General features: G+C 70.2%; 19 protein-coding genes. 11 read left to right on the plus strand and 8 right to left on the minus strand.

The window, feature by feature from the left end; translation table 11 throughout:
* The first annotated feature begins 25 nt into the window (after window positions 1-25).
* The 9 genes from rpmH (at window position 26) to AWB89_RS24330 (ending at window position 6,422) form a co-directional block, all read left to right on the plus strand.
* On the plus strand, window positions 26-169 hold the full coding sequence (gene rpmH, locus AWB89_RS24290) for a 50S ribosomal protein L34 (RefSeq protein ID WP_077100535.1): 144 nt from the start codon (window positions 26-28) through the stop codon (window positions 167-169).
* A 23-nt stretch (window positions 170-192) separates the two neighbouring features.
* A complete protein-coding gene (rnpA, locus tag AWB89_RS24295) occupies window positions 193-549 on the plus strand; it encodes a ribonuclease P protein component (protein ID WP_085177084.1) in 357 nt (118 codons plus the stop codon).
* Window positions 546-851 carry a membrane protein insertion efficiency factor YidD gene (gene yidD / locus AWB89_RS24300; protein ID WP_085177086.1) on the plus strand — a complete coding sequence of 102 codons (306 nt, stop codon included), beginning with the start codon at window positions 546-548 and terminating at the stop codon, window positions 849-851. The genes rnpA and yidD overlap by 4 nt, the downstream gene beginning before the upstream one ends.
* Complete coding sequence (yidC, locus tag AWB89_RS24305; protein ID WP_085104563.1) at window positions 835-1,947, plus strand: membrane protein insertase YidC; 1,113 nt, start codon at window positions 835-837, stop codon at window positions 1,945-1,947. Before yidD ends, yidC begins: the two co-directional genes overlap by 17 nt.
* Before the next feature lie 79 nt (window positions 1,948-2,026).
* Window positions 2,027-2,602 carry a Jag family protein gene (locus AWB89_RS24310; RefSeq protein WP_085177088.1) on the plus strand — a complete coding sequence of 192 codons (576 nt, stop codon included), beginning with the start codon at window positions 2,027-2,029 and terminating at the stop codon, window positions 2,600-2,602.
* 83 nt (window positions 2,603-2,685) lie between these two features.
* Entirely contained in the window at window positions 2,686-3,423 is a 738-nt protein-coding gene (gene rsmG / locus AWB89_RS24315; protein ID WP_085177176.1) for a 16S rRNA (guanine(527)-N(7))-methyltransferase RsmG, read from the plus strand.
* The gene (locus AWB89_RS24320) at window positions 3,420-4,373 is read left to right on the plus strand and encodes a ParA family protein (protein WP_085104567.1); all 954 of its coding nucleotides are present in this window, start codon (window positions 3,420-3,422) and stop codon (window positions 4,371-4,373) included. The genes rsmG and AWB89_RS24320 overlap by 4 nt, the downstream gene beginning before the upstream one ends.
* A 23-nt stretch (window positions 4,374-4,396) precedes the next feature.
* On the plus strand, window positions 4,397-5,380 hold the full coding sequence (locus AWB89_RS24325; protein ID WP_085177090.1) for a ParB/RepB/Spo0J family partition protein: 984 nt from the start codon (window positions 4,397-4,399) through the stop codon (window positions 5,378-5,380).
* Window positions 5,381-5,666: 286 nt separating this feature from the next.
* Window positions 5,667-6,422, plus strand: a complete 756-nt coding sequence (locus tag AWB89_RS24330) for an acetyltransferase (RefSeq protein WP_085104571.1) — start codon at window positions 5,667-5,669, stop codon at window positions 6,420-6,422.
* On the opposite strand, the gene AWB89_RS24335 is transcribed toward AWB89_RS24330, so the two are convergent.
* From AWB89_RS24335 to AWB89_RS24370, 8 genes are all read right to left on the minus strand, one after another.
* Entirely contained in the window at window positions 6,419-7,639 is a 1,221-nt protein-coding gene (locus tag AWB89_RS24335; RefSeq protein ID WP_085177092.1) for an N-acetylmuramoyl-L-alanine amidase, read from the minus strand. The two genes, AWB89_RS24330 and AWB89_RS24335, sit on opposite strands and share 4 nt — an antisense overlap.
* A gap of 126 nt (window positions 7,640-7,765) precedes the next feature.
* A complete protein-coding gene (gene trxA / locus AWB89_RS24340) occupies window positions 7,766-8,119 on the minus strand; it encodes a thioredoxin (protein WP_085177094.1) in 354 nt (117 codons plus the stop codon).
* A complete protein-coding gene (gene trxB, locus AWB89_RS24345) occupies window positions 8,116-9,108 on the minus strand; it encodes a thioredoxin-disulfide reductase (protein WP_085104577.1) in 993 nt (330 codons plus the stop codon). Before trxB ends, trxA begins: the two co-directional genes overlap by 4 nt.
* A gap of 268 nt (window positions 9,109-9,376) precedes the next feature.
* Window positions 9,377-10,117, minus strand: coding sequence for a hypothetical protein (locus AWB89_RS24350; protein ID WP_085177096.1), 741 nt, complete (start codon window positions 10,115-10,117; stop codon window positions 9,377-9,379).
* The gene (sigM, locus tag AWB89_RS24355) at window positions 10,110-10,736 is read right to left on the minus strand and encodes an RNA polymerase sigma factor SigM (protein ID WP_085177098.1); all 627 of its coding nucleotides are present in this window, start codon (window positions 10,734-10,736) and stop codon (window positions 10,110-10,112) included. Before sigM ends, AWB89_RS24350 begins: the two co-directional genes overlap by 8 nt.
* A 63-nt stretch (window positions 10,737-10,799) precedes the next feature.
* The gene (locus AWB89_RS24360; protein WP_085177100.1) at window positions 10,800-14,474 is read right to left on the minus strand and encodes a murein biosynthesis integral membrane protein MurJ; all 3,675 of its coding nucleotides are present in this window, start codon (window positions 14,472-14,474) and stop codon (window positions 10,800-10,802) included.
* A complete protein-coding gene (locus tag AWB89_RS24365; protein ID WP_085177102.1) occupies window positions 14,471-16,870 on the minus strand; it encodes a hypothetical protein in 2,400 nt (799 codons plus the stop codon). Before AWB89_RS24365 ends, AWB89_RS24360 begins: the two co-directional genes overlap by 4 nt.
* Window positions 16,867-17,601, minus strand: coding sequence for an NUDIX hydrolase (locus AWB89_RS24370; protein ID WP_085177104.1), 735 nt, complete (start codon window positions 17,599-17,601; stop codon window positions 16,867-16,869). The genes AWB89_RS24365 and AWB89_RS24370 overlap by 4 nt, the downstream gene beginning before the upstream one ends.
* Window positions 17,602-17,711: 110 nt before the next feature.
* Here AWB89_RS24370 and AWB89_RS24375 point away from each other — a divergent pair, with 110 nt between their 5' ends.
* Together AWB89_RS24375 and AWB89_RS24380 are read left to right on the plus strand one after the other, a co-directional pair.
* The gene (locus tag AWB89_RS24375) at window positions 17,712-19,154 is read left to right on the plus strand and encodes a CCA tRNA nucleotidyltransferase (RefSeq protein ID WP_085177106.1); all 1,443 of its coding nucleotides are present in this window, start codon (window positions 17,712-17,714) and stop codon (window positions 19,152-19,154) included.
* Between the two features lie 24 nt (window positions 19,155-19,178).
* Entirely contained in the window at window positions 19,179-19,688 is a 510-nt protein-coding gene (locus tag AWB89_RS24380) for a pullulanase (protein ID WP_085177108.1), read from the plus strand.
* The last annotated feature ends 3 nt before the right edge of the window (window positions 19,689-19,691 follow it).

Genomic DNA, 19,691 nt, shown 5'->3' on the forward strand with positions numbered 1-19,691 from the left:
ATGGTTCGAAGACGAGGAGAACGCCGTGGCCAAGGGCAAGCGGACCTTCCAGCCGAATAACCGGCGCCGAGCCCGCGTGCATGGCTTCCGCTTGCGGATGCGCACCCGCGCCGGGCGGTCGATCGTCTCCAGCCGGCGCCGCAAAGGCCGCCGCGCGCTCACTGCCTGATCGCAACGTCGGGTTCTTCAGCGGTGCTTCCCGCACGCAACCGCATGAGGCGGTCAACGGAGTTTGACGCCGCGGTGAAGTACGGCGTGCGTGCGGTGCAGCCCGATGTCGTCGTGCATATGCGACGCGACTCCGGAGACGACACGGGTCCGCGCGTCGGCCTGATCATCGCCAAGACCGTGGGCTCGGCCGTGGAGCGTCATCGCGTGGCCCGCCGGCTGCGTCACGTCGCGCGGACCATGCTGGCGGATCTCCACGGGGCCGACCGGGTGGTGATCCGGGCCCTGCCGAGCAGCCGCCAGGTGTCGTCCGCTCGGCTGGAGCAACAGCTGCGCCGCGGTCTGCGGCGCGCCTTCGAGTCGGCGGGAACAGAGCGGTGACTCGGGTGGCGCGGGGACTGGTCTTCCTGATCCAGCTGTACCGGCACATGGTCTCGCCGCTGCGCCCGGCGACGTGTCGCTTCATGCCGACCTGCAGCCAGTACGCCGTCGATGCTCTGACCGAATACGGCTTGATCCGGGGCGGCTGGCTGGCCGTGGCCAGGCTCGCCAAATGCGGACCGTGGCATCGGGGAGGATGGGATCCGATACCGGATCGACACGAATGCCGGGCGAGCTTCGAAGGCGCCGGCGCCGCGGGAGTCCCCGCGCCGGAGCAACGGGAGAGTGAATCTTTTGTTTGATTTCTTCAGCCTCGACATCATCTACTACCCGGTGTCGTGGATCATGTGGGCTTGGTACAAGTTGTTCGCGGCGTTGCTCGGGCCGTCGAACTTCTTCGCCTGGGCCTTGTCGGTGATGTTCCTGGTGTTCAGCTTGCGGGCCCTGCTGTACAAGCCGTTCGTGCGCCAGATCCGTACCACCCGCCAGATGCAGGAGCTGCAGCCACAGATCAAGGCGCTGCAAAAGAAGTACTCCAAAGACCGCCAGCGGATGGCCCTCGAGATGCAGAAGCTGCAACGCGAGCACGGCTTCAACCCGATCCTCGGCTGCCTGCCGATGCTGGCGCAGATCCCGGTTTTCCTCGGGCTGTATCACGTCTTGCGGTCGTTCAACCGGACGACGGGCGGCTTCGGCCAGCCGCACCTGTCGGTGGCCCAGAACCGGGCGACGGGCAACTACTTCTTCAGCCCGACCGACGTCGCGCACTTCCTGGACGCCAACCTGTTCGGCGCCCCGATCGGCGCGTTCATGACGCAGCACGCCGGCTTGGACGCCTTCACCCACTTCAGCCGTCCGGCGGTGATCGCGGTGGGCGCCCCGGTGATGATCCTGGCGGGCGTCGCGACGTACTTCAACAGCCGCGCGTCGGTGGCCCGGCAGAGCGCCGAGGCCGCCGCCAATCCGCAGACGGCGATGATGAACAAGCTTGCGCTGTACGTGTTTCCGCTCGGCGTCGTCGTCGGCGGACCGTTCCTTCCGCTCGCGATCATCCTGTACTGGTTCGCCAACAACATCTGGACGTTCGGGCAGCAGCACTACGTGTTCGGCATGATCGAAAAAGAGGACGAGGCCAAGCGGCAGGAAGCCGTTCAGCGGCGGGCGGCCAACGCGCCCGCGCCGGGGGCCAAACCGAAACGCAACCCCAAGTCCTCAGCGGCGAGCGGCAACGGATCCGCGGCGCGGGACGACGACGGGGCGGACTCGGATTCCGACGGATCGGCCGGGGCGGAAACCGCCACGGCGGAACCGGACAAGCCGAGCGCGGCCGGACGCAACGACGGGCCGACCAACCGCACCCCGCGACCCGGGGCGCGACCGAAGAAGCGCAAACGCTGACGCGGCGCCAAAGCTTAAGGGGACCCCGGGCGAGTGACCCGACTGGACGGGAACCCCTGGATGAGGGAGAGAAAACGAGATGACAGACGCCGAAACGACCGAACGCGACGTTGACGCAGAGCTCGACACGCAAGCGCCGGCGACGGAGGACGAGGCGACGGCCGAAGCTGATGCCGACCAAGGCGACGAGTTGGAGGACCGATTGGTCGCCGAGGGGGAGATTGCCGGGGACTACCTCGAGGAGCTGCTGGACCTCTTGGACTTCGACGGCGACATCGATCTGGACGTCGAGGGCGATCGCGCCGTCGTGAGCATCGATGGCAGCAGCGACCTGAACAAGTTGGTCGGCCGCGGCGGTGAGGTGCTGGACGCGCTGCAGGAGCTGACCCGGCTCGCGGTGCACCAGAAGACCGGTGTGCGGAGCCGCTTGATGCTCGACATCGCGAGCTGGCGTCGCCGGCGGCGCGAGGAGCTGGCCGCGTTGGGCGACAAGGTGGCGCGGCGGGTGCTCAACACCGGCGAGCGTGAGGAGCTCTCCCCGATGACGCCGTTCGAACGCAAGATCGTTCACGACGCCGTCGCCGCGGTGCCGGGGGTGCACAGCGAGAGCGAGGGCCAGGAGCCCTCCCGACGCGTCGTCGTCCTGCTCGACTAGCACGCCAAGTCACAGCCGTGTAATTCAGACGACCCGGACGGCCCCAGGGATCGAGGATGTTTCACGTGAAACAAGGAGACGAGATGTTTCACGTGAAACATGGCGACGCGGAGGCGGCCGGGGAAGCGCCCGGAGCGACGCTAGGTCCGGGACCCCTGGGCGAGGCCGCTGCGGCGGTTTTCGGCCCGCGGGTGGATATCGCGCGGAGCTACGCCGAGCTGCTCGCCGGCCCCGGGGTGGAGCGCGGGCTGCTCGGGCCACGGGAGCTCGGCCGCCTCTGGGACCGCCACCTATTGAATAGTGCGGTGGTCGGCGAGCTCATCGCGCCGGGCGAGCGGGTGATCGACATCGGCAGCGGGGCCGGGCTGCCGGGGATACCGCTGGCGATCGCGCGGCCCGACCTCGAGGTCGTGCTGCTGGAGCCGATGCTGCGGCGGAGCGAGTTTCTCATCGAGGCGGTGGCCGAACTAGGGTTGGCGGTCGAGGTGGTGCGCGGCCGCGCGGAGGAGCCCTGGGTGCGCGAGCGGTTCGGGGCCCGGGACGTCGCGGTGTCGCGAGCGGTCGCGCCGCTGGACAAGTTGACGAAGTGGAGCATGCCGTTGCTACGGGTCGACGGGCGGATGGTTGCCATCAAGGGTGAGCGCGCTCCCGCGGAAGTGGAAGCCCACCGGCGTGTGATGGCGGCTTCGGGCGCCCTTGATGTCAGGGTGGTCACATGTGGCGGGAACTACTTGCATCCGCCGTCAACCGTGGTGTTAGCGCGACGCGGAAAGCGGCCGCGGCAAGGACCGGGACGTATGGCAGACAGGGGGACACGGTGAGTTCTCCAACCAATTGGTCCGGCGGCCCGCCGCCGGCGGCGAGCGTGGCGGATGCTGCGCCGGAGCCCACCCATGTTTCACGTGAAACATCGGACGAATTCGACACCCCGATAGGGGCCGCCGCCGAGCGCGCGATGCGGGTCCTGCACACGGCCTACCCGCCGTTGCGCCGCCCGGCGCACCGACGGTTGTTCACCGTCGCCAACCAGAAGGGCGGCGTTGGGAAGACCACCACCGCCGTCAACCTCGCGGCCGCGTTGGCCGTGCAGGGACTCAAGACTCTCGTCATCGACCTCGACCCGCAGGGCAACGCGAGCACGGCCCTCGGCATCCACGACCGGCAGGCGGGCACGCCGTCGTCGTACGAAGTCCTTCTCGGCGAGGTGTCGCTCCAGGACGCGTTGCGGCCCAGCCCGCATAGCTCGCGGCTGTTTTGCGTGCCCGCGACCATCGACCTGGCCGGCGCCGAGATCGAGTTGGTCAGCATGGTGGCGCGCGAGAACCGGCTGCGCACGGCCCTCGCCGAGCTCGACCAGTTCGACTTCGACTACGTCTTCATCGACTGCCCGCCGTCGCTCGGGCTGCTGACGATCAACGCGCTGGTGGCCGCGCCCGAGGTGATGATCCCGATCCAGTGCGAGTACTACGCGCTGGAGGGCGTGTCGCAGCTGATGCGCAATATCGAGATGGTGAAGGCCCACCTGAATCCCCAGCTCGACGTGACCACCGTCATCCTGACGATGTACGACGGGCGGACCAAGCTGGCCGACCAGGTGGCCGAGGAGGTGCGCCGGTACTTCGGGACCAAGGTGCTCCGCACGGTGATTCCGCGCAGCGTCAAGGTCTCGGAGGCGCCCGGCTACAGCATGACGATCATCGATTACGACCCCGGTTCCCGGGGAGCGATGAGCTACCTCGACGCGAGTCGCGAACTCGCCGAACGCGATTGATCACCATCCGTGAAGGGACGACCATGACGCAGCCGTTACGCAAGAAGGGCGGCCTCGGCCGGGGCCTGGCTTCGCTGATCCCCACCGGTCCGGCGGAGGGCGACTCCGGCCCGGCGACGCTGGGCCCGCGGATGGGCGACGCCGCCGCCGACGTGCTGATCGGCGGACCGGCTCAGGACACCGCGTCGGTAGGCGCGGTCTACCGCGAGATCCCGCCGGCCGACATCGAGCGCAACCCGCGACAGCCGCGGCAGGTGTTCGACGAGGAGGCGCTGTCCGAGCTGGTGCACTCCATTCGCGAGTTCGGGCTGCTGCAGCCGATCGTCGTCCGGGCGGTGAGCGGAACCCCGGGGGGCGCTCGGTACCAAATCGTGATGGGGGAGCGGCGGTGGCGCGCCGCCCAGGAAGCGGGCCTGGCCACCATCCCGGCCATCGTCCGCGAAACCGGCGACGACGATCTGCTGCGCGACGCCCTCCTAGAAAACATCCATCGGGTACAGCTGAACCCCCTGGAGGAGGCGGCCGCCTACCAGCAGCTGCTCGACGAATTCGGCGTCACCCACGACGAACTGGCGTCCCGCATCGGCCGGTCGCGGCCACTGATCACCAACATGATCCGGTTGCTGAAGCTCCCGATCCCGGTGCAGCGCCGGGTTGCGGCGGGCGTGCTGTCCGCGGGCCATGCGCGAGCGTTGCTGTCCCTCGAGGGCGGGCCGGAGGCGCAGGAGGAACTGGCGAGCCGGATCGTCGCCGAAGGCCTGTCGGTGCGCGCCACCGAGGAGGCCGTCACCCTGGCCAACCGCGGCGACGCGACCACCCCGGCGCCGCAACGCCGCAAGCCGATTCAGATGCCCGGCCTCCAGGATGTTGCCGATCGGCTGTCCAACACCTTCGACACCCGGGTCACGGTCAGCCTGGGCAAACGGAAGGGACGGATCGTGGTCGAGTTCGGCTCGGTGGAGGATTTGCAGCGGATCGTCGACGTCATGACCCCGCCCAAGGCGTGACCGTCCACCCGGTGTAATTACGTCACTGTGACGCCCCGCGGGTTTCGACACCCAAATGAGACCCGATCGAGCCGTCCCCGAAACCACCGACGAGCAGAGTTCCCATGCGCCTCAACGACTTTCGCCATTCCACCGGCGCTGTCGTGCTGCGCGGTAACGTTTCGCGCACCGCCGCAAGTGGCGCAGTAAACACTAGTCCGATGACGACAAACTCTCCTATCCTGGAGAGGTTGCTGATGGCCCCCAAACGGCGAGGTCGCAGCACCGGACGGAAGCCAGGAGGCGAGTGTCTGCTCGAATCACGCCGCTGAGGCTCGAGGCTTTCGAGCAGCTTCCCAAGCATGCGCGCCGGTGCGTGTTCTGGGAGGTCGATCCCGCGACCCTGGGTAACCAGGACCATCTCGCCGACCCCGAATTCGAAAAAGAAGCGTGGCTGTCGATGGTGATGCTGGAGTGGGGCTCATGCGGTCAGGTCGCGACCGAGATCCCCGACGAGCGCAGCCACGCCGAACCGCCCTGCCTCGGGTACGTCCTCTACGCGCCGCCCCGCGCGGTGCCGCGGGCGCAGCGCTTTCCCACGGCGCCGGTGTCCGCCGATGCCGTCCTGCTGACGTCGATGAACATCGAGCCGGGGCAGGCCTCCGACGATCTGCCGCACGGACTCATCGCCCGCGTGATCGACGAGTTGGTGCGACGCGGCGTGCGGGCGCTGGAGGCCTTCGGCCGCACGCCGGCGGCATCGGAGTTGCACGATCCGCGCACGGTGGCCCCCGATGTGCGGCCGGTGCTCGAGGCCCTGGGCGACTGCTCGGTGGAGCACTGCATCATCGACGCGGAGTTCCTGAAGGACGTGGGATTCGTTGTGGTGGCGCCACATCCGTACTTCCCGCGGCTGCGGCTGGAGTTGGACAAGGGCCTGGGCTGGAAGGCCGAAGTCGAGGCGGCGCTCGAGCGCCTGCTGGCCAGCGCCCAGCTACAGGAACCCGTCGGAGCGGGCTCCGCTAGCGCATCAAATACGTTGCAGATCAACGAGAGCGGTTAAGAACCGCCCAGCCGGGAGGCCCGCTCCACCGACAACTCGTGGGCCAGCAGTTCGGCGAAGGTGAAGGTGCCCGTGGGCCGGTCATTCTTGCCGAGCAGGTACAGCCGCTTGACCGCGGCGAGGATGCCCTCGGCGATGGCGTCTCGGGTCTGCGTCGAGATCAGCATCGCCTGGTCACGCGGATTGGTGATGTAGCCGACGTCCACCTGAACGGTCGGCATCCGGGTCAGCCGCAGCAGGTCCCACGTCCGGCCATGCGTGCGGCAATCCCGTAATCCGGTGCGAGCCACCACTTCTCGCTGAATGAAGTCGGCGAGGTTGCGGCCGATGGTCGAGACCGAGCCGTGCGAGTTGCCGAAGTGAAAGGAGGCCACGCCGTTGGCCGAGGGGCTGCGCTGGGATTCGCAGCGCAGGCTGATCATGAGGTCCGCGCCGACGTTGTTCGCGGTGGCGGCCCGTTCGGGGTCCGACGGGCTGCGGTTGGTCGGCCGGGACAAGAAGGTCTCCATGCCGATGGCGGTCATCCGGCCCTCGAGCCGGCTCGCCAAGTCCCACAACACATCCGCTTCACTGACGGGTCCGGTCGGCCCCTGCATGATCAGGCCGTGGTCGGCGCCGCCGCGGCCCGGATCGATGATGATCCGCTTGCCCGACAGCTTGGGTCCGGACCGGCGGACCAGCTCTTCCTCGCGGATGGCGTGCGGCGAGCCGCCCGTGACGCGAGAACTCAGAAAGTACAAGGAGCGCAAGGTTTCTGGGCCGCAGATGCCGTCGGCGGCCAGCCCGTACTCGCGCTGGTATGACATCAACGCGTTGTGGGTCTGCAAGCCGAAGTGGCCGTCCACCAGGCCGGTGTAGAAGCCGAGGTCCTGCAGCCGCGCCTGCAGGGTGGCGACGTCGTCGCCGTAGAGCGGAGCACCGAATTGGTGATACAGCGTGCGGGCGCCCAGCCGGTACGAGGCCTCTTTGAGCGCCCGGTAGGTGGCCTCGCCGACGATGCCGTCCACCAGCAGCCCGCGATTCTGCTGGAATGCCCGCACCGCTTGATCGAGCTCGGCATCGAAGACCTCGAGAGCCACGTGCCGGCCGGTCGTCATGTCTTCGTCGGGATTGTCCAGCATTCCCAGCGCGGCCAACGTAGCCCGGATCTCGGTCACGGCAGCGCTGCGGTCACCACAGCGCAGTGCCTCGCCGTCTTCACGGCGCGGACTCGACATACCAAGGGCCCTCCGGGACAAGGCTGAACACGGGCAACAGCTAGCCGTTATTGTCGCAGACGCTTCTCAATTTTCGGAAAACCCCAGGCTAAGCGAGGGGCGCGGCGTGGCGTGGCGGATAACGCCTCAGGTGAGGTTCGGAACCGCGTCGGAGAGCTCGCGCAACAGGGCCGCCTTGCCCTTGGCGCCGACGATTCGCTTCACCGGTTGGCCGTCCTTGAACAGGATCATCGTGGGGATCGAAACCACCTGGAAGTCGCGGGCGGTCTCCGGGTTGGCATCCACGTCGAGCTTTGCGACGGTGAGCTGCCCGGCCCGCTCGCTGGCGATTTCCTCCAGAACCGGCGCGACCATCTTGCACGGCCCGCACCACGTGGCCCAAAAGTCAACCAGCACAGGCTTATTGCTCGACAACACCTCAGTGGAAAACGAAGCGTCGGAGACTTCTATTGTGGCGTGGGACCTTTCGGCGTCGGTCATCGCGGTGCTCCAATCAATGTGTCGGTACCCTCGGCGTTCGTCTCGTGCTCGGCCAGCCAGCGCTCGGCGTCGATGGCCGCCGCGCAGCCGCTGCCGGCGGCGGTGATGGCCTGTCGGTAGGTGCGGTCCACCAGGTCGCCGGCGGCGAACACGCCCTCCAGCGACGTGCTGGTGGTGCGTCCCTGCACCAGGACGTAGCCGTCGGGGTCCACGTCGAGGACGTCACGCACCAGACCCGAGCGCGGCTCGTGACCGATCGCCACGAAGACCCCGGTGACCGGCAGGCTCGACTCTGCGCCGGATACGTTGTCGCGCAAGCGGAGTCCCGTCACCGTCGTGTCGCCCTCGACGGATAGCACGGCGGCGTTCGTGATGAACTTGATCTTCTCGTTGTTGCGGGCGCGGTCGAGCATGATCTTGGACGCCCGGAACTCGTCGCGGCGGTGCACCAGCGTCACGCTGCTGGCGAACCGGGTCAGGAACAGGGCTTCCTCCATGGCGGAGTCGCCGCCGCCGATGACCGCGATGTCCTGGTCGCGGAAGAAGAACCCGTCACACGTGGCGCACGAACTCACCCCGCGGCCGAGCAACTCCTGTTCGCCGGGGACCTGCAGGTAGCGTGCCGCCGCGCCCATGGCCAGGATGACGGCCCGAGCCCGATGGGTTTCACCGTCGGCGGTGACAACCGACTTGACCGGCCCCGTCAGCGAGACCGATTCGACGTCTTCCATGCGCAGGTCCGCGCCGAAGCGCAGCGCCTGCTCACGCATCTCGTCCATCAGCTCCGGGCCGGTGATGCCGTCACGGAAGCCGGGGTAGTTCTCCACCTCGGTGGTGGTCATCAGCGCGCCGCCGAACGCGGTGCCTTCGAAGACGAGGGGCTTCAGCTGCGCGCGGGCCGTGTAGAGGGCGGCTGTGTAGCCGGCGGGGCCGGAACCGATGACGATGACGTCGTGAACGGTGTCGTGAGCAGGGGTATCGGCAGTCATTCGAGCCTTTCGGATGCGGAAGCTACGTCTACGAACGCCAGCGTAGGCGCGGGTGTTCCCGGGGTGCTGGGCACCAGACTAAGGCCGGAGGCGATCACCGCGGGGTTGGAGGGCGGTGACCCGCCGCGCCCGGCTGCGCCGCGCTTGCGATCGCCGCAGGGTTGGAGGGCGGTGACCCGCTGCGCCCGGCTGCGCCGCGCTTGCGATCACCGCGGGGTTGGAGGGCGGTGACCCGCCGCGCCCGGCTGCGCCGCGCTTGCGATCACCGCTAACGCCGCGGGACCTGCGTGCTGGCCAGCAACCCGGTGTCGGCGGCGCTGCAGTTGAGCGCCACCGCGAAGACGGCGAGGTCGTCGGGGGTGTCGCCGGGCAACACGAGCAGCACGCCGGGGCGGGCGTTGATGTCGACTTGCCGCGCGCCCAGCACCCGGGTGGACGCCGGGTAGCCGAGCCCGCTGAGGCAGGACGCACGCAGCGAGGGGTCGCCGAGCGGGCCGTAATCCGGACTCTTCGTCAGCAGGCCCTGGATCTCGGCCTGCGACAGCGGGATGACCATCGGCGGCGTCGACACCGTGATGTGCTCCGCGGTGGCCGGGGTGCTGGGGGTGGGCTCGGGCGCGTCGAGCAGCGCCGCGGTGCCCACCCCGATGGCCGCGAGCATCGCCGCCACCCCGGCAACGCCGGCGGCCAGTCGGGCGGGGCGGATATGCGGCCGGGCCGAGTGCGCGACGCCGCCGCGATCGTGGCTGTCTTCCGAGTTGAGCGCCGCCGAGATCCGCGCCGTCACCTCCGGCGGCACGTCGGGCGCCGCGGCGGCGTCGGCGCCGAGCGTGGCGACGTCGCAGCGCACCTGGTTCAGGGCGCGCATGACGTCCTGCGCCTGCGGGTCTTCGCGGACCCGCTTGCGCACCCGGGCCGCGGAATCGTCATCGAGCAGACCGGCCTGCAGGTCGGCCAGCAGCTCGACTGTCAGGGGCGGCTCGGCGGCATCCTCGTCGGGTTCACCCATCCGCCCCAGTGTCCGGCATGCGCTGCCTGACGGCCATGGGAGGGGCCGGGTCGGGACTGGCGTTGAGGTAGCCCAGCAGCTCGGCGAGCCGGACCCGTGCGCGCGAGCAGCGGCTCTTGACGGTGCCCTCCGCGACGCCCAGCAGCGCGGCGGTGTCGGCGACCGAGTAGCCCTGCATGTCGACGGCCACCACCGCCGCGCGCTGCTCCACCGGCAGGCGCATCAGGGCCCGATGCACCACGATGGCGGTCTCGACCTGCGCGGTGCGGTCGGGAACCGGGTGGACGTCCTCGAGCGGCGCGGTGGGGTGGGCCTTGGTGCGTCGCAGCCGGTCGAGGCAGGCGTTGACCACGATGCGGTGCAGCCAGCTGCCGACCGCCGCGTCGTGCCGGAACGAGCCGGCGCCGCGGTGCGCCGAGAGCATCGCGTCCTGCAGCGCGTCTTCGGCATCCTCGCGCGTGCGGGTGGTGAGCCGGGCCAGGCGGTGCAGTTGGCGTTGGTGGCGGTGGAACAACTCGTCGAAGGCGCGGCGGTCGCCGGCGACGTGGGCGGCCAGCAGCTCGGCGTCAGTGCGTTCGCTTTGGCTCTTACGCTCGCATTCCCCGCCCCCGACACCCACGGCCGGACACTAACCAATCGGGGGTCGCGCGGCACTTCACCAGAACCGGAGCTGTGAGCGCCGTCAGGACGCGGCCTGAACGGTGATCTCCGAGAAGCCGGCCTGGCTCTTGCCGCTGGTGGTTCCCAGCGTGGAGATCCACACCAGCAGGTTCGACGTCGGCGCGCCGGCCCTAACCGGGATGACGTTATGACCCGGCTTGAGCGTGAAGGCCGGGGCGAGCACGGTGGTGTCTTCGAGCTTCGACGGCGACGCCGTGGACGACGAGCGGATCTCGACCTTGGTGCCGGAGCTGGGTGTGTCGATGGTGATCTGGCCGACCACGGTCGGCTTCGGCAGCTGCAGCATCAGCCCTTCGCCCTGCTTGAAGCTGGGGAACGGGACCGCGTCGGTATAGACCTCCGTCGCCCAGGCGGTGGAGGGGTCGCCGTCGATGGCCTGCCCGGCCGTGCCTGGGTTGTCCGGATCGCCGTCGGGGGAGAAGACGCTGGCCTTGGTGGGTTTGACGACGCTGCCGGCGGCGGCGGAACTGGGCGCCGCCGACGACACCGACGATGACGACGGCCCGTTCAGCCCCAGCTCGTCCTTGTTGAGGCCGCCGCCGACGTTGCCGAAGATCTTGCTGACCACCGACGCCAGCACCAGCAGGGCCACCACGATCACGGCCAGGGCGGCGCCGACGCCGATCAGCACATTGCGGCGATTGCGCGCGAAGGCCGCATAGTCGCGACCGGCCGGTGTCCGGGCGGTCGGCGGTGGCGGGGAATCGTCGATCGGCCCGAGCACCTCGGTGCGGTCGGCCACCGCCGTCGCCTGCTGAAGCAGGTTCAAAAGCGTTGAGGCGCTGCGTATTCCGCCGTCCTCTTGAACCGCGCGGACGGCGACCGCGGAAATCTGGAACGGGATGTCGCGGTTGATGACCATGGGTTCGACGGGGTTGCCCGCCGAATCCCGCTCGGCCGGCGCCAGCCCGCTGCGCACCCCGGATTCCGGGAGCGGCCACCGGTTGACCAGCAGGGCATAGAGCGCGGCGCCGATCCCGCGGATGTCGCCTTGCGGGTTGGCGTCGGGCATGGTCGCGGGGTAGGCCAGCACCACGTCGCCGTCGATGCTGACCCGGACCCGGTTGGGGTGGTCGATCGACAGGGCGACGCCGGCGCGGTGGGCGGCGTCGGCGGCCGCGGCCAGCGACTGCATCGCCCGGACGGCGCCGATGGGCGACGGCGACGTGTCGGCCACCTCCTGCAACGAGCCGCCGCGGATCCACTCGGAGACGACCAGGCCGCCGGAACCGGTGTTCAGCACGTCGAGCACCCGGGCGATGCCGGGCTTGTCGATCCGGCTCAGCCGCAGGGTGCGGGACAGGATGTCTTGCAGCACCTCGTCGGGCAGCGCGCCGTCGGGGTCGACGAACGTCAGGGCGACCTGCCTGTCCAGCGCGGTGTCCAGCGCCTGCCAGAACTGCAGGGGGGGTGCGCCGCCGTGGAAGACCAGGAGCCGGTACCGGCCGTTGGAGATGCGGGCGCCGGGAACCAGGTGGACGTCCTCCGCCGGCCCGGCTTCACCGACCCGGTCGCGAGGCGGGTCGAAAGGCGTTGCCGCACGGTGATTTTCGGCCGAAAGGTCACCGTTCAACCGGTCGGCGGCGCGCGGGGCCGACCGGTGCTCCGGTTCGCGCGGGATGTCGGGCTGGAAGTCGTCGGCGACGGGCTTTGCCCGTTCCGGGGGTTTGTCGGCGCCTGACCCCAAGCCGGAACCAGCGCTCGCTGCGCTCTCCACTGGGCGGTCGGTCACCTCCGGTCCTTTCGCTATGCGGGTGTTGGCTACCCGCTCCGGAGGCCTGCGCCGGATCGGCTCCTGGACCGCATTGACCCCCGGCGGGGACGAATTCCTCTGCTCAGGGTACGTGACGCGGCCCTGCCGAGACGATCCCTCCTGTGCAGCCGGTCTGCGGGCCGGCGGTTGCGTGATCCGATTCCCGCCCAGGCCCGGTACGCGGCGCCGCACGGCGGCCAGCGCCGCATCGGCCTCGGGCACGTGCGCGCGGACCATGACGGTCGCCATGATCGGCAGCATGATGATCGCCAGCAGCAACAGGCGCAGCAGCGAACCGGCGGCGCCGTGCTCGGTGAGACGGGCCAATCCCAGCAGCCTGTCGGCCACGTGCGCGAGCAAACCCGCCAGCATGGACGCGACGATCGTCACCAGGATCGTGCGGACCTCGCCCACGCCGATCAGATGCCCGCCGTTGGGCAGCAGCGCGCGGCGTAACAGGTAGTAACCGACGATCGCGCCGGCCAGGAAGCCGACGCCGTTGGCCAGGCCCAGGAACCCGGCCACCAGCTTCGGATCGCCGGTGAGGTGGGGCGCCAGCACCGAGCCGGCGATCTTGACCGCGGTGATGACGAGGATGATCACGATCGGCATCCAGGGCTGCTCGCGCGCGTAGAAGACGCGCAGCTGCAGCAGCACCAGCCCGTAGGGGATCAGCGTGAACGCCGACAACGCGATCGCTGCGCCGAGGTAGCCGGCGTCGACCCCGCCGAAGTGCCCGTAGGCGAACAGCGCGCTGCCGATCGCGGGCCCGCCGACCGTCATGAACGCCACGATCGGGATCAGCGTGATCAGCGTCAGCCGGGTGGCCAGCGACAGGTCTGCGAGCACGGCCTTGGTGTCGTCGGCGGCGGCGTTGCGGCTCAGCCGCGGCATCACCACCGTCAGCACCGTCACGCCGATCATGCCGAACGGCAGCTGCAACACCAGCCAGGTGTAGTTGTAGATCGCCGGGCCCGACGCCGCCGCGGTGCTTGCGATCTGGTTGCCGATCACCAACCCGAGCTGGCTGATCAGCACGTAGAGCACCATCGCCGCGGCCATCGTGCCGAAGCGCTTGAGGCGTTCGTCGATGCCCCACAGCGGGCGCAGGCTCACCCGCTGACGCTTCAGGGCCACCAGCAGCACGCCGGTCTGCGCGAACACGCCCAGGGTGGTGCCGATGCCGAGCACCAGCAGCTTGGCGTTGCCCATCCGGACGGGGTCGACCGAGAGCTCGCCGGGGACGGCGAGATAGACGCCCAGCGTGGCCAGCGCGACGACGTTGTTGACGACCGGCGCCCACGCCGTCGGCCCGAACACGTTGCGGGTGTTCAGGATCGCCATGAACACCGAGGTCAGCCCGTAGGCCAGCACCTGCGGCAGCAGCAGGTAGGCGAACGCGGTGGTCAGCGGCTCGTTGACCTGCGGCGCGCGGCCCAGCATCAGCCGCACCAGCACCGGGGCGGCCAGCACCGACAACGCCGTGGCGAGCACCAGCAGCGCGGTCGTCAGCGTGACCAGGCGCCGCACGAACGCCGCGCCGCCGTCGGGGTCGCTTTGCTCGGCGCGGGCCAGCACCGGCACGAAGATCGCGGTGAACGTCGCCTCCAGCACCAGCGCCGCGACCAGGTTCGGCAGCTGGTTGGCCACCGAGAAGGCACTCGACAGCGCGGCACCGAGGATGGCGGCCAGCACGACGATCCGCGCGAACCCGGTGATGCGGCTGACCAGCGTGGCGAACGCCATTGCCCACGACCGCGAGACCAGGGCGGCGTCGGACAGCTCGGGCCGTCGCCGCGACAGCTCGGGCACCGGCGGCAACGGACCGGTCGGCGGCCCCGGGCGGATCCGGCGCGCCGACGGTGGCACGCGGTGCGGCTGCCGCGGTGCCTGGGACTGCGCGTGCCGAGGGGTGGGGCTCATACTCTGTGCTGCTGATCGACGCGATCGTCGATCTCGTCGCGCAGGTCGGCGGGGCTGGCGTGGGGCGGATCCGGGCGGTCAAGGTCGGCGCGGTCGGGCTGGCCACGGAACCGGTGCCACAGTCGGCGCCCGGCCAACAGCACCAGCACCGCCGCGGCGCTGAGCGTGATGGCGAACAGCACCTTGCCGTAGGCGTTGGAGTGGACAGACAACCGCACCGGGTCGCCCAGCCGCATACCGTCGGGGGTCCGCAGCGTCACGTCGACGGCGACGCGCTGGGTGAAGTTCACCTCGATCGGCACCCGCAGCGGCAGGTATCCGGGCGGCAACTCGATCTGGCCGACGTCGGTCACCCGCATCCCGGGCGGGGCGTCGACCTGCAGCCGCACCCGGATCGGAACGGCCAGGCCGTTGTGCAGCGCCAGCGGCAGCGGGCTGTGCTCGGTGGCCAGGGTGTAGGAGCCGCCCGGGTTGACGATCGTCACGGCACCGAACAGGTCGTTGATCGTCTTGCCGACCACCGCGAGGCGCTCCTGGGCCAGCCCGTTGCGGGTGTCGGGCGGTTGGGATTGGCTCAGCGCGCGCAGCATGTCCTCGCGCAGCGGCGCGGTGTACTGGACCCCGGTCAGGCCGGTCCGCTCGTCGGTGGTCAGCGCCGACGTCAGCCCCCACAACCGGCCGACCTGGCCGGCGATGATGCCGGTCACGTCGTCGCCGATTCGGCCGCGTCCCGAGCCGCCGAAGCCCGCCTGCTGCGTCGGCTCGGCGGGGGCCTTTCCGGGCTGGTTGGCCTCCGCGATGACCGCCGGCAGGGGTCGCGGCACCGCCAAGCCGGAACGGATGGTGGTGGCCAGCGCGGTCAGGATGACCTGCGCGTCGTCGGCCTGGAGGCTCCACGTCGCCGGCGGCACCAGGAGCTGGGTACGCGGCGCGGCGTCGTGCTGCAGGGCATGCCAGAAGATGGAGCCCAGGGCGTCCTGGCGGCGCGCCGTGTCCGAGTCGTGCGAGAGCCGGATGGCCAGCGAGGAGTCCAGGTAGGTCGGCACGACGGGACTGTTGCCGGCGCCCGCCAGCGCGGCCCCGACGGCCGGGTCGAACGGCGCGACCACCACCTGCGGCGAGAGCCGCGTCGGCGCGGTGTCGACGGCCGCGGGGGCGTCGGTGTTCTGATCCTGGGCGGACAGGTTGCCGGCGGCGATCGCGACCGTGCTGTCGTTGGCGCTGAGCAGCCCGACCGCGCGGTTCGTCAACGGGCCGTCGGGCAGCAGCGTGACCCCGCGGGTGGACGGCACGTCGAGGATGCGGTCGACGATGTCGCCGACGCTGGTCGTGGCCGTCGCGCTCAGCCCGGGGTCGTTGACGCGCTGCAGGGCGTCCAGGTCGGCTTGCGCGTAGGGCAGCGGGGCCACGCAGGTGTGGTGGGCCAGCGTGCGCAGCCGGTTCAACCACTCGGCCGCGGCGGCCTGGCCGGTGCCCGGATGCGTCGGCGTGCCCGGCAGTTGAGCTGGTCCGTCGGGCGAATTGGACACCACGTAGCCGCCGGTCATCGCGTTGACGGTGACCAGCAGGTCCGGATCGACGGCCAGGCACAGCGCGTGGCTGACGGCGCCGTCCGGGTCGACGTCGTGGCTGGTGGCGACCTCGGCAGCGGACAGCAGGATGTCGAGCCGGCCGCCGGCGGCCAGGGAGGTGGCCAGGTCGTCGTCGACCAGCCGGACCGGGATGGTGCCGCCCGGGACGCCGGGGGATAGGCGCGGCCGGTCGGCCAGTGGCCACAGCATGGTGATCCACACGGGTTTGGAGGTGTCGGGCGCGACGGCGGAGCCGACGTCGTCGGCGTGATCGGGGGGCACGCCGACCACGGGCAGCAGGAAGCGCGCGTTGTCCAGCCGCGCCGGGGCGCCGTAATCGGGTGTGCCGTTGACGTTGACCAGGACGGGATAGATGCCCGGTTTCTCCATCCCCAGCGACGGCTTGGTCAATGAGCGAAGCGGTGCCGACAGGGTGAAGCCGGCTTGCTGTCCGCGCTGCAGCTCGGGGGCGACGGTAAGGAAGTCGGCGGCCGGCTGGTACTGGTCGGTGCTGCCGTCCAGCGAGGTGCGCAGCGCCGCCGAGTCGGCGACGGCCGGCGCGTGCTCGAGGCGGACCATGACATCGCGGACGGGACGGTCACCGATGTTGGTGACCATGCCGCTGACGGTGACGACGGGCGGGCTCGTCGTGGTCACCACGTCGGGGGTCACCTGATCGATGCGGACCCGGACGAACGGCGTATCCCCGGGCTCACCGGCGGCCGCGCGCGGGGTGGGCCCGACGAGCGCAGCAGAACCGGCCACGATGGCAACCACTGCGGCGAGGCGCAACAAGCCGGCCCAGCAGAGTCGCGGCGGCGTCACGGCCCGGGCCCGTGACCGTTCTTCCGGCCCGCGACGCGCTTGTCCGAATGCCGGGTACGCGAATGCGTCTGCGGGCGCCGCCGGGGCGTGCTGGGTGGCAGCGACGGAAGCGCGTCAAGGCCGTCGTTCTGCAGCTTGTCGATCAGCTCGTCGGCCACCTGGGCCAGCCGCCGCTCGTCGGCGTAGGCCAGCCGCGACGGCAGTTCGCGGATCGGCACCCAGGCCACCTCGGCGACCTCCAGGTCCTCGTCGGACAGCTCACCGCCCGAGAAGCGCATCAAATAATGATGCACCGTCTTGTGCACTCGGCGGCCGTCGGTGACGAACCAGTAGTCGATGCGCCCCAGCGCGGCCAGCACGCTGCCCCGGATCCCGGTTTCCTCGGCGACCTCACGGATGGCGGTCTGTTCGGCGGTCTCGCCGACCTCGATGTGCCCTTTGGGCAGCGACCACAGCATCCGTCCGCGCCGGTCGACGCGACCGATCAGCGCCGCGACCTGTTCGTCGCGCGGGCCGTCGATGCCGTCGATGACCAGCCCGCCGGCGGACGTTTCGTGAACGGTCTTCAGTCGCTCCGGCGCGCGGCGCGGTGGGCGGGGCCGCCGCGGTTTGGTCGCCGGGGCGTCGCCGTTGGTGGGGGTGTCGGTGGGATTCTCGGCCGCGCCGCCGCCGCCCCGACGCCGGCGCCGCCCCCGGCGTCGACGTGGTCTGGCTTGTTCGGCGTCGGACACCCAAGCGATAGTAGCTGGCGGGGGTCCTTCTTCAGGACATACTCGCCGCTGGCGGGGTGGTCGACGGCGGCGTCGGTGTCGTGTGCGTCACCCGACTACGCTGATCGAACGTGCCTGACGCCGCCCAGGATGCCGAGCTGCTGACCGCCGCCGCGGTCGCCCTGAACAAGCACGCGCCCGTGCTGCGCGAGCTCGGCTCGACCTTCGATGCAGCCGGCCACGAGCTGTACCTCGTCGGCGGTTCGGTGCGCGACGCGCTGCTGGGCAGGCTCAGTCCCGACCTGGACTTCACCACCGACGCCCGCCCCGAGCAGGTGCAAGAGTTGCTGCGCCGGTGGGCCGACGCGGTGTGGGAGACCGGGATCCGCTTCGGCACCGTCGGCGTGGGCAAGGGCGACTATCGCCTGGAGATCACCACCTTCCGCGCCGACGCCTATGACCAGGTGTCGCGCAAACCCGAGGTGCGTTTCGGTGACCGCCTCGAGGACGATCTGGTGCGCCGCGATTTCACCGCCAACGCGATGGCCGTCCGCGTCACGCCGACGGGCCCGGGCGAATTCCTTGATCCGCTGGGCGGTTTGGCGGCACTGCGCGAGCGCACGCTGGACACGCCCGCGGCGCCGTCGGTGTCATTCGGCGACGACCCGTTGCGGATGCTGCGTGCGGCGCGGTTCGTGTCGCAACTGGGCTTCACCGTCGCCCCGCGGGTGCGGGCGGCGATCGAGGAGATGGCCCCGCAGCTGGAGCGGATCAGCGCCGAGCGGGTGGCCGCCGAGCTGGACAAGATGCTGCTCGGCGACGACCCGGTGGCCGGCATCGATCTGCTGGTCGAGACCGGGATGGGTGAGGTGGTGCTGCCGGAGGTCGGCGGCATGCGGATGGCCATCGACGAACACCACCAGCACAAGGACGTCTACCAGCATTCGCTGACGGTGCTGCGCCAGGCGATCGCGCTGGAGGACGACGGGCCCGACCTGGTGCTGCGCTGGGCCGCCCTGCTGCACGACATCGGCAAGCCCGCGACCCGGCGGCACGAGGCCAACGGCGGCGTGAGCTTTCACCACCACGAGGTGGTCGGCGCCAAGATGGCCCGCAAGCGGTTGCGGGCGCTGAAGTACTCCAAGCAGATGGTCGACGACGTCTCGCAGCTGGTGTTCCTGCATCTGCGATTCCACGGCTACGGGGACGGCAAATGGACCGATTCGGCGGTGCGCCGCTACGTCACCGACGCCGGGCCGCTGCTGCCCCGGTTACACAAGCTCGTGCGCGCCGACTGCACGACCCGCAACAAGCGCCGGGCCGCGCGGCTGCAGGCCAACTACGACCGGCTGGAGGAACGGATCGCCGAGCTGGCCGCGCAGGAGGATTTGGCGCGGGTCCGCCCCGATCTGGATGGCAACGCGATCATGGAGCTGCTCGGGATCCCGGCCGGCCCGCAGGTCGGGGAGGCGTGGCGGTACCTCAAGGAACTGCGGCTGGAGCGGGGGCCGCTGACGACCGAGGAGGCCACCGCCGAGTTGCTGTCCTGGTGGCAATCGCGCGGGAACGCCTAGCGTCGGCCGCGCGTCCGAGTAGGCGTGGACTATTGCCTGGCGAATGACGATGGCGCCGCGGCCATCTGGCACGGCCAGCCCAACCTCGACCTGGACGGGGATGGCCGCCTCGATGGGATCGGCCTGGATCTCGACGGCGACGGGATGCAGGACGACGCGCTGGCCGATCTCGACGGAGACGGCATAGCCGACCACGCCGCCCTCGATCTCGACAACGACGGCGCGCCCGAGGCGTGGTTCACCGACGAGGGATCGGGGACGTGGGGAGTGGCGGTTGACCGTGGTGGGCAGCTGCGGTGGTTCGGGCTCGACGGTGCCGAGCACACCGGCGGTCCGCTCGTCGACTTCGACGGCCAGGGCCGGGCCGACGACCGGCTGCTCGACAGCGACGGCGACGGGGTGGCCGACCGGGTGCTGTGCGCCGGCGACGACGGTGTGACCGCGTACGTCGACACGGATGCCGACGGCCACTGGAACGTCAGGCTCACCGACGCCGACGGCGACGGTTTGGCCGACGGGGCGACCAACCTGTGACCG

This window comes from Mycobacterium paraense (genome assembly GCF_002101815.1).
Taxonomy (GTDB): domain Bacteria; phylum Actinomycetota; class Actinomycetes; order Mycobacteriales; family Mycobacteriaceae; genus Mycobacterium; species Mycobacterium paraense.

Bases quoted from the DNA above. Each gene is read 5' to 3' on its own strand.
- trxB (WP_085104577.1), bottom strand. From the start codon at position 9,108: ATGACTGCCGATACCCCTGCTCACGACACCGTTCACGACGTCATCGTC.
- AWB89_RS24360 (WP_085177100.1), bottom strand. From the start codon at position 14,474: ATGAGCCCCACCCCTCGGCACGCGCAGTCCCAGGCACCGCGGCAGCCG.
- rsmG (WP_085177176.1), top strand. From the start codon at position 2,686: ATGTTTCACGTGAAACATGGCGACGCGGAGGCGGCCGGGGAAGCGCCC.
- AWB89_RS24325 (WP_085177090.1), top strand. From the start codon at position 4,397: ATGACGCAGCCGTTACGCAAGAAGGGCGGCCTCGGCCGGGGCCTGGCT.
- AWB89_RS24350 (WP_085177096.1), bottom strand. From the start codon at position 10,117: ATGGGTGAACCCGACGAGGATGCCGCCGAGCCGCCCCTGACAGTCGAG.
- trxA (WP_085177094.1), bottom strand. From the start codon at position 8,119: ATGACCGACGCCGAAAGGTCCCACGCCACAATAGAAGTCTCCGACGCT.
- AWB89_RS24335 (WP_085177092.1), bottom strand. From the start codon at position 7,639: ATGTCGAGTCCGCGCCGTGAAGACGGCGAGGCACTGCGCTGTGGTGAC.
- AWB89_RS24310 (WP_085177088.1), top strand. From the start codon at position 2,027: ATGACAGACGCCGAAACGACCGAACGCGACGTTGACGCAGAGCTCGAC.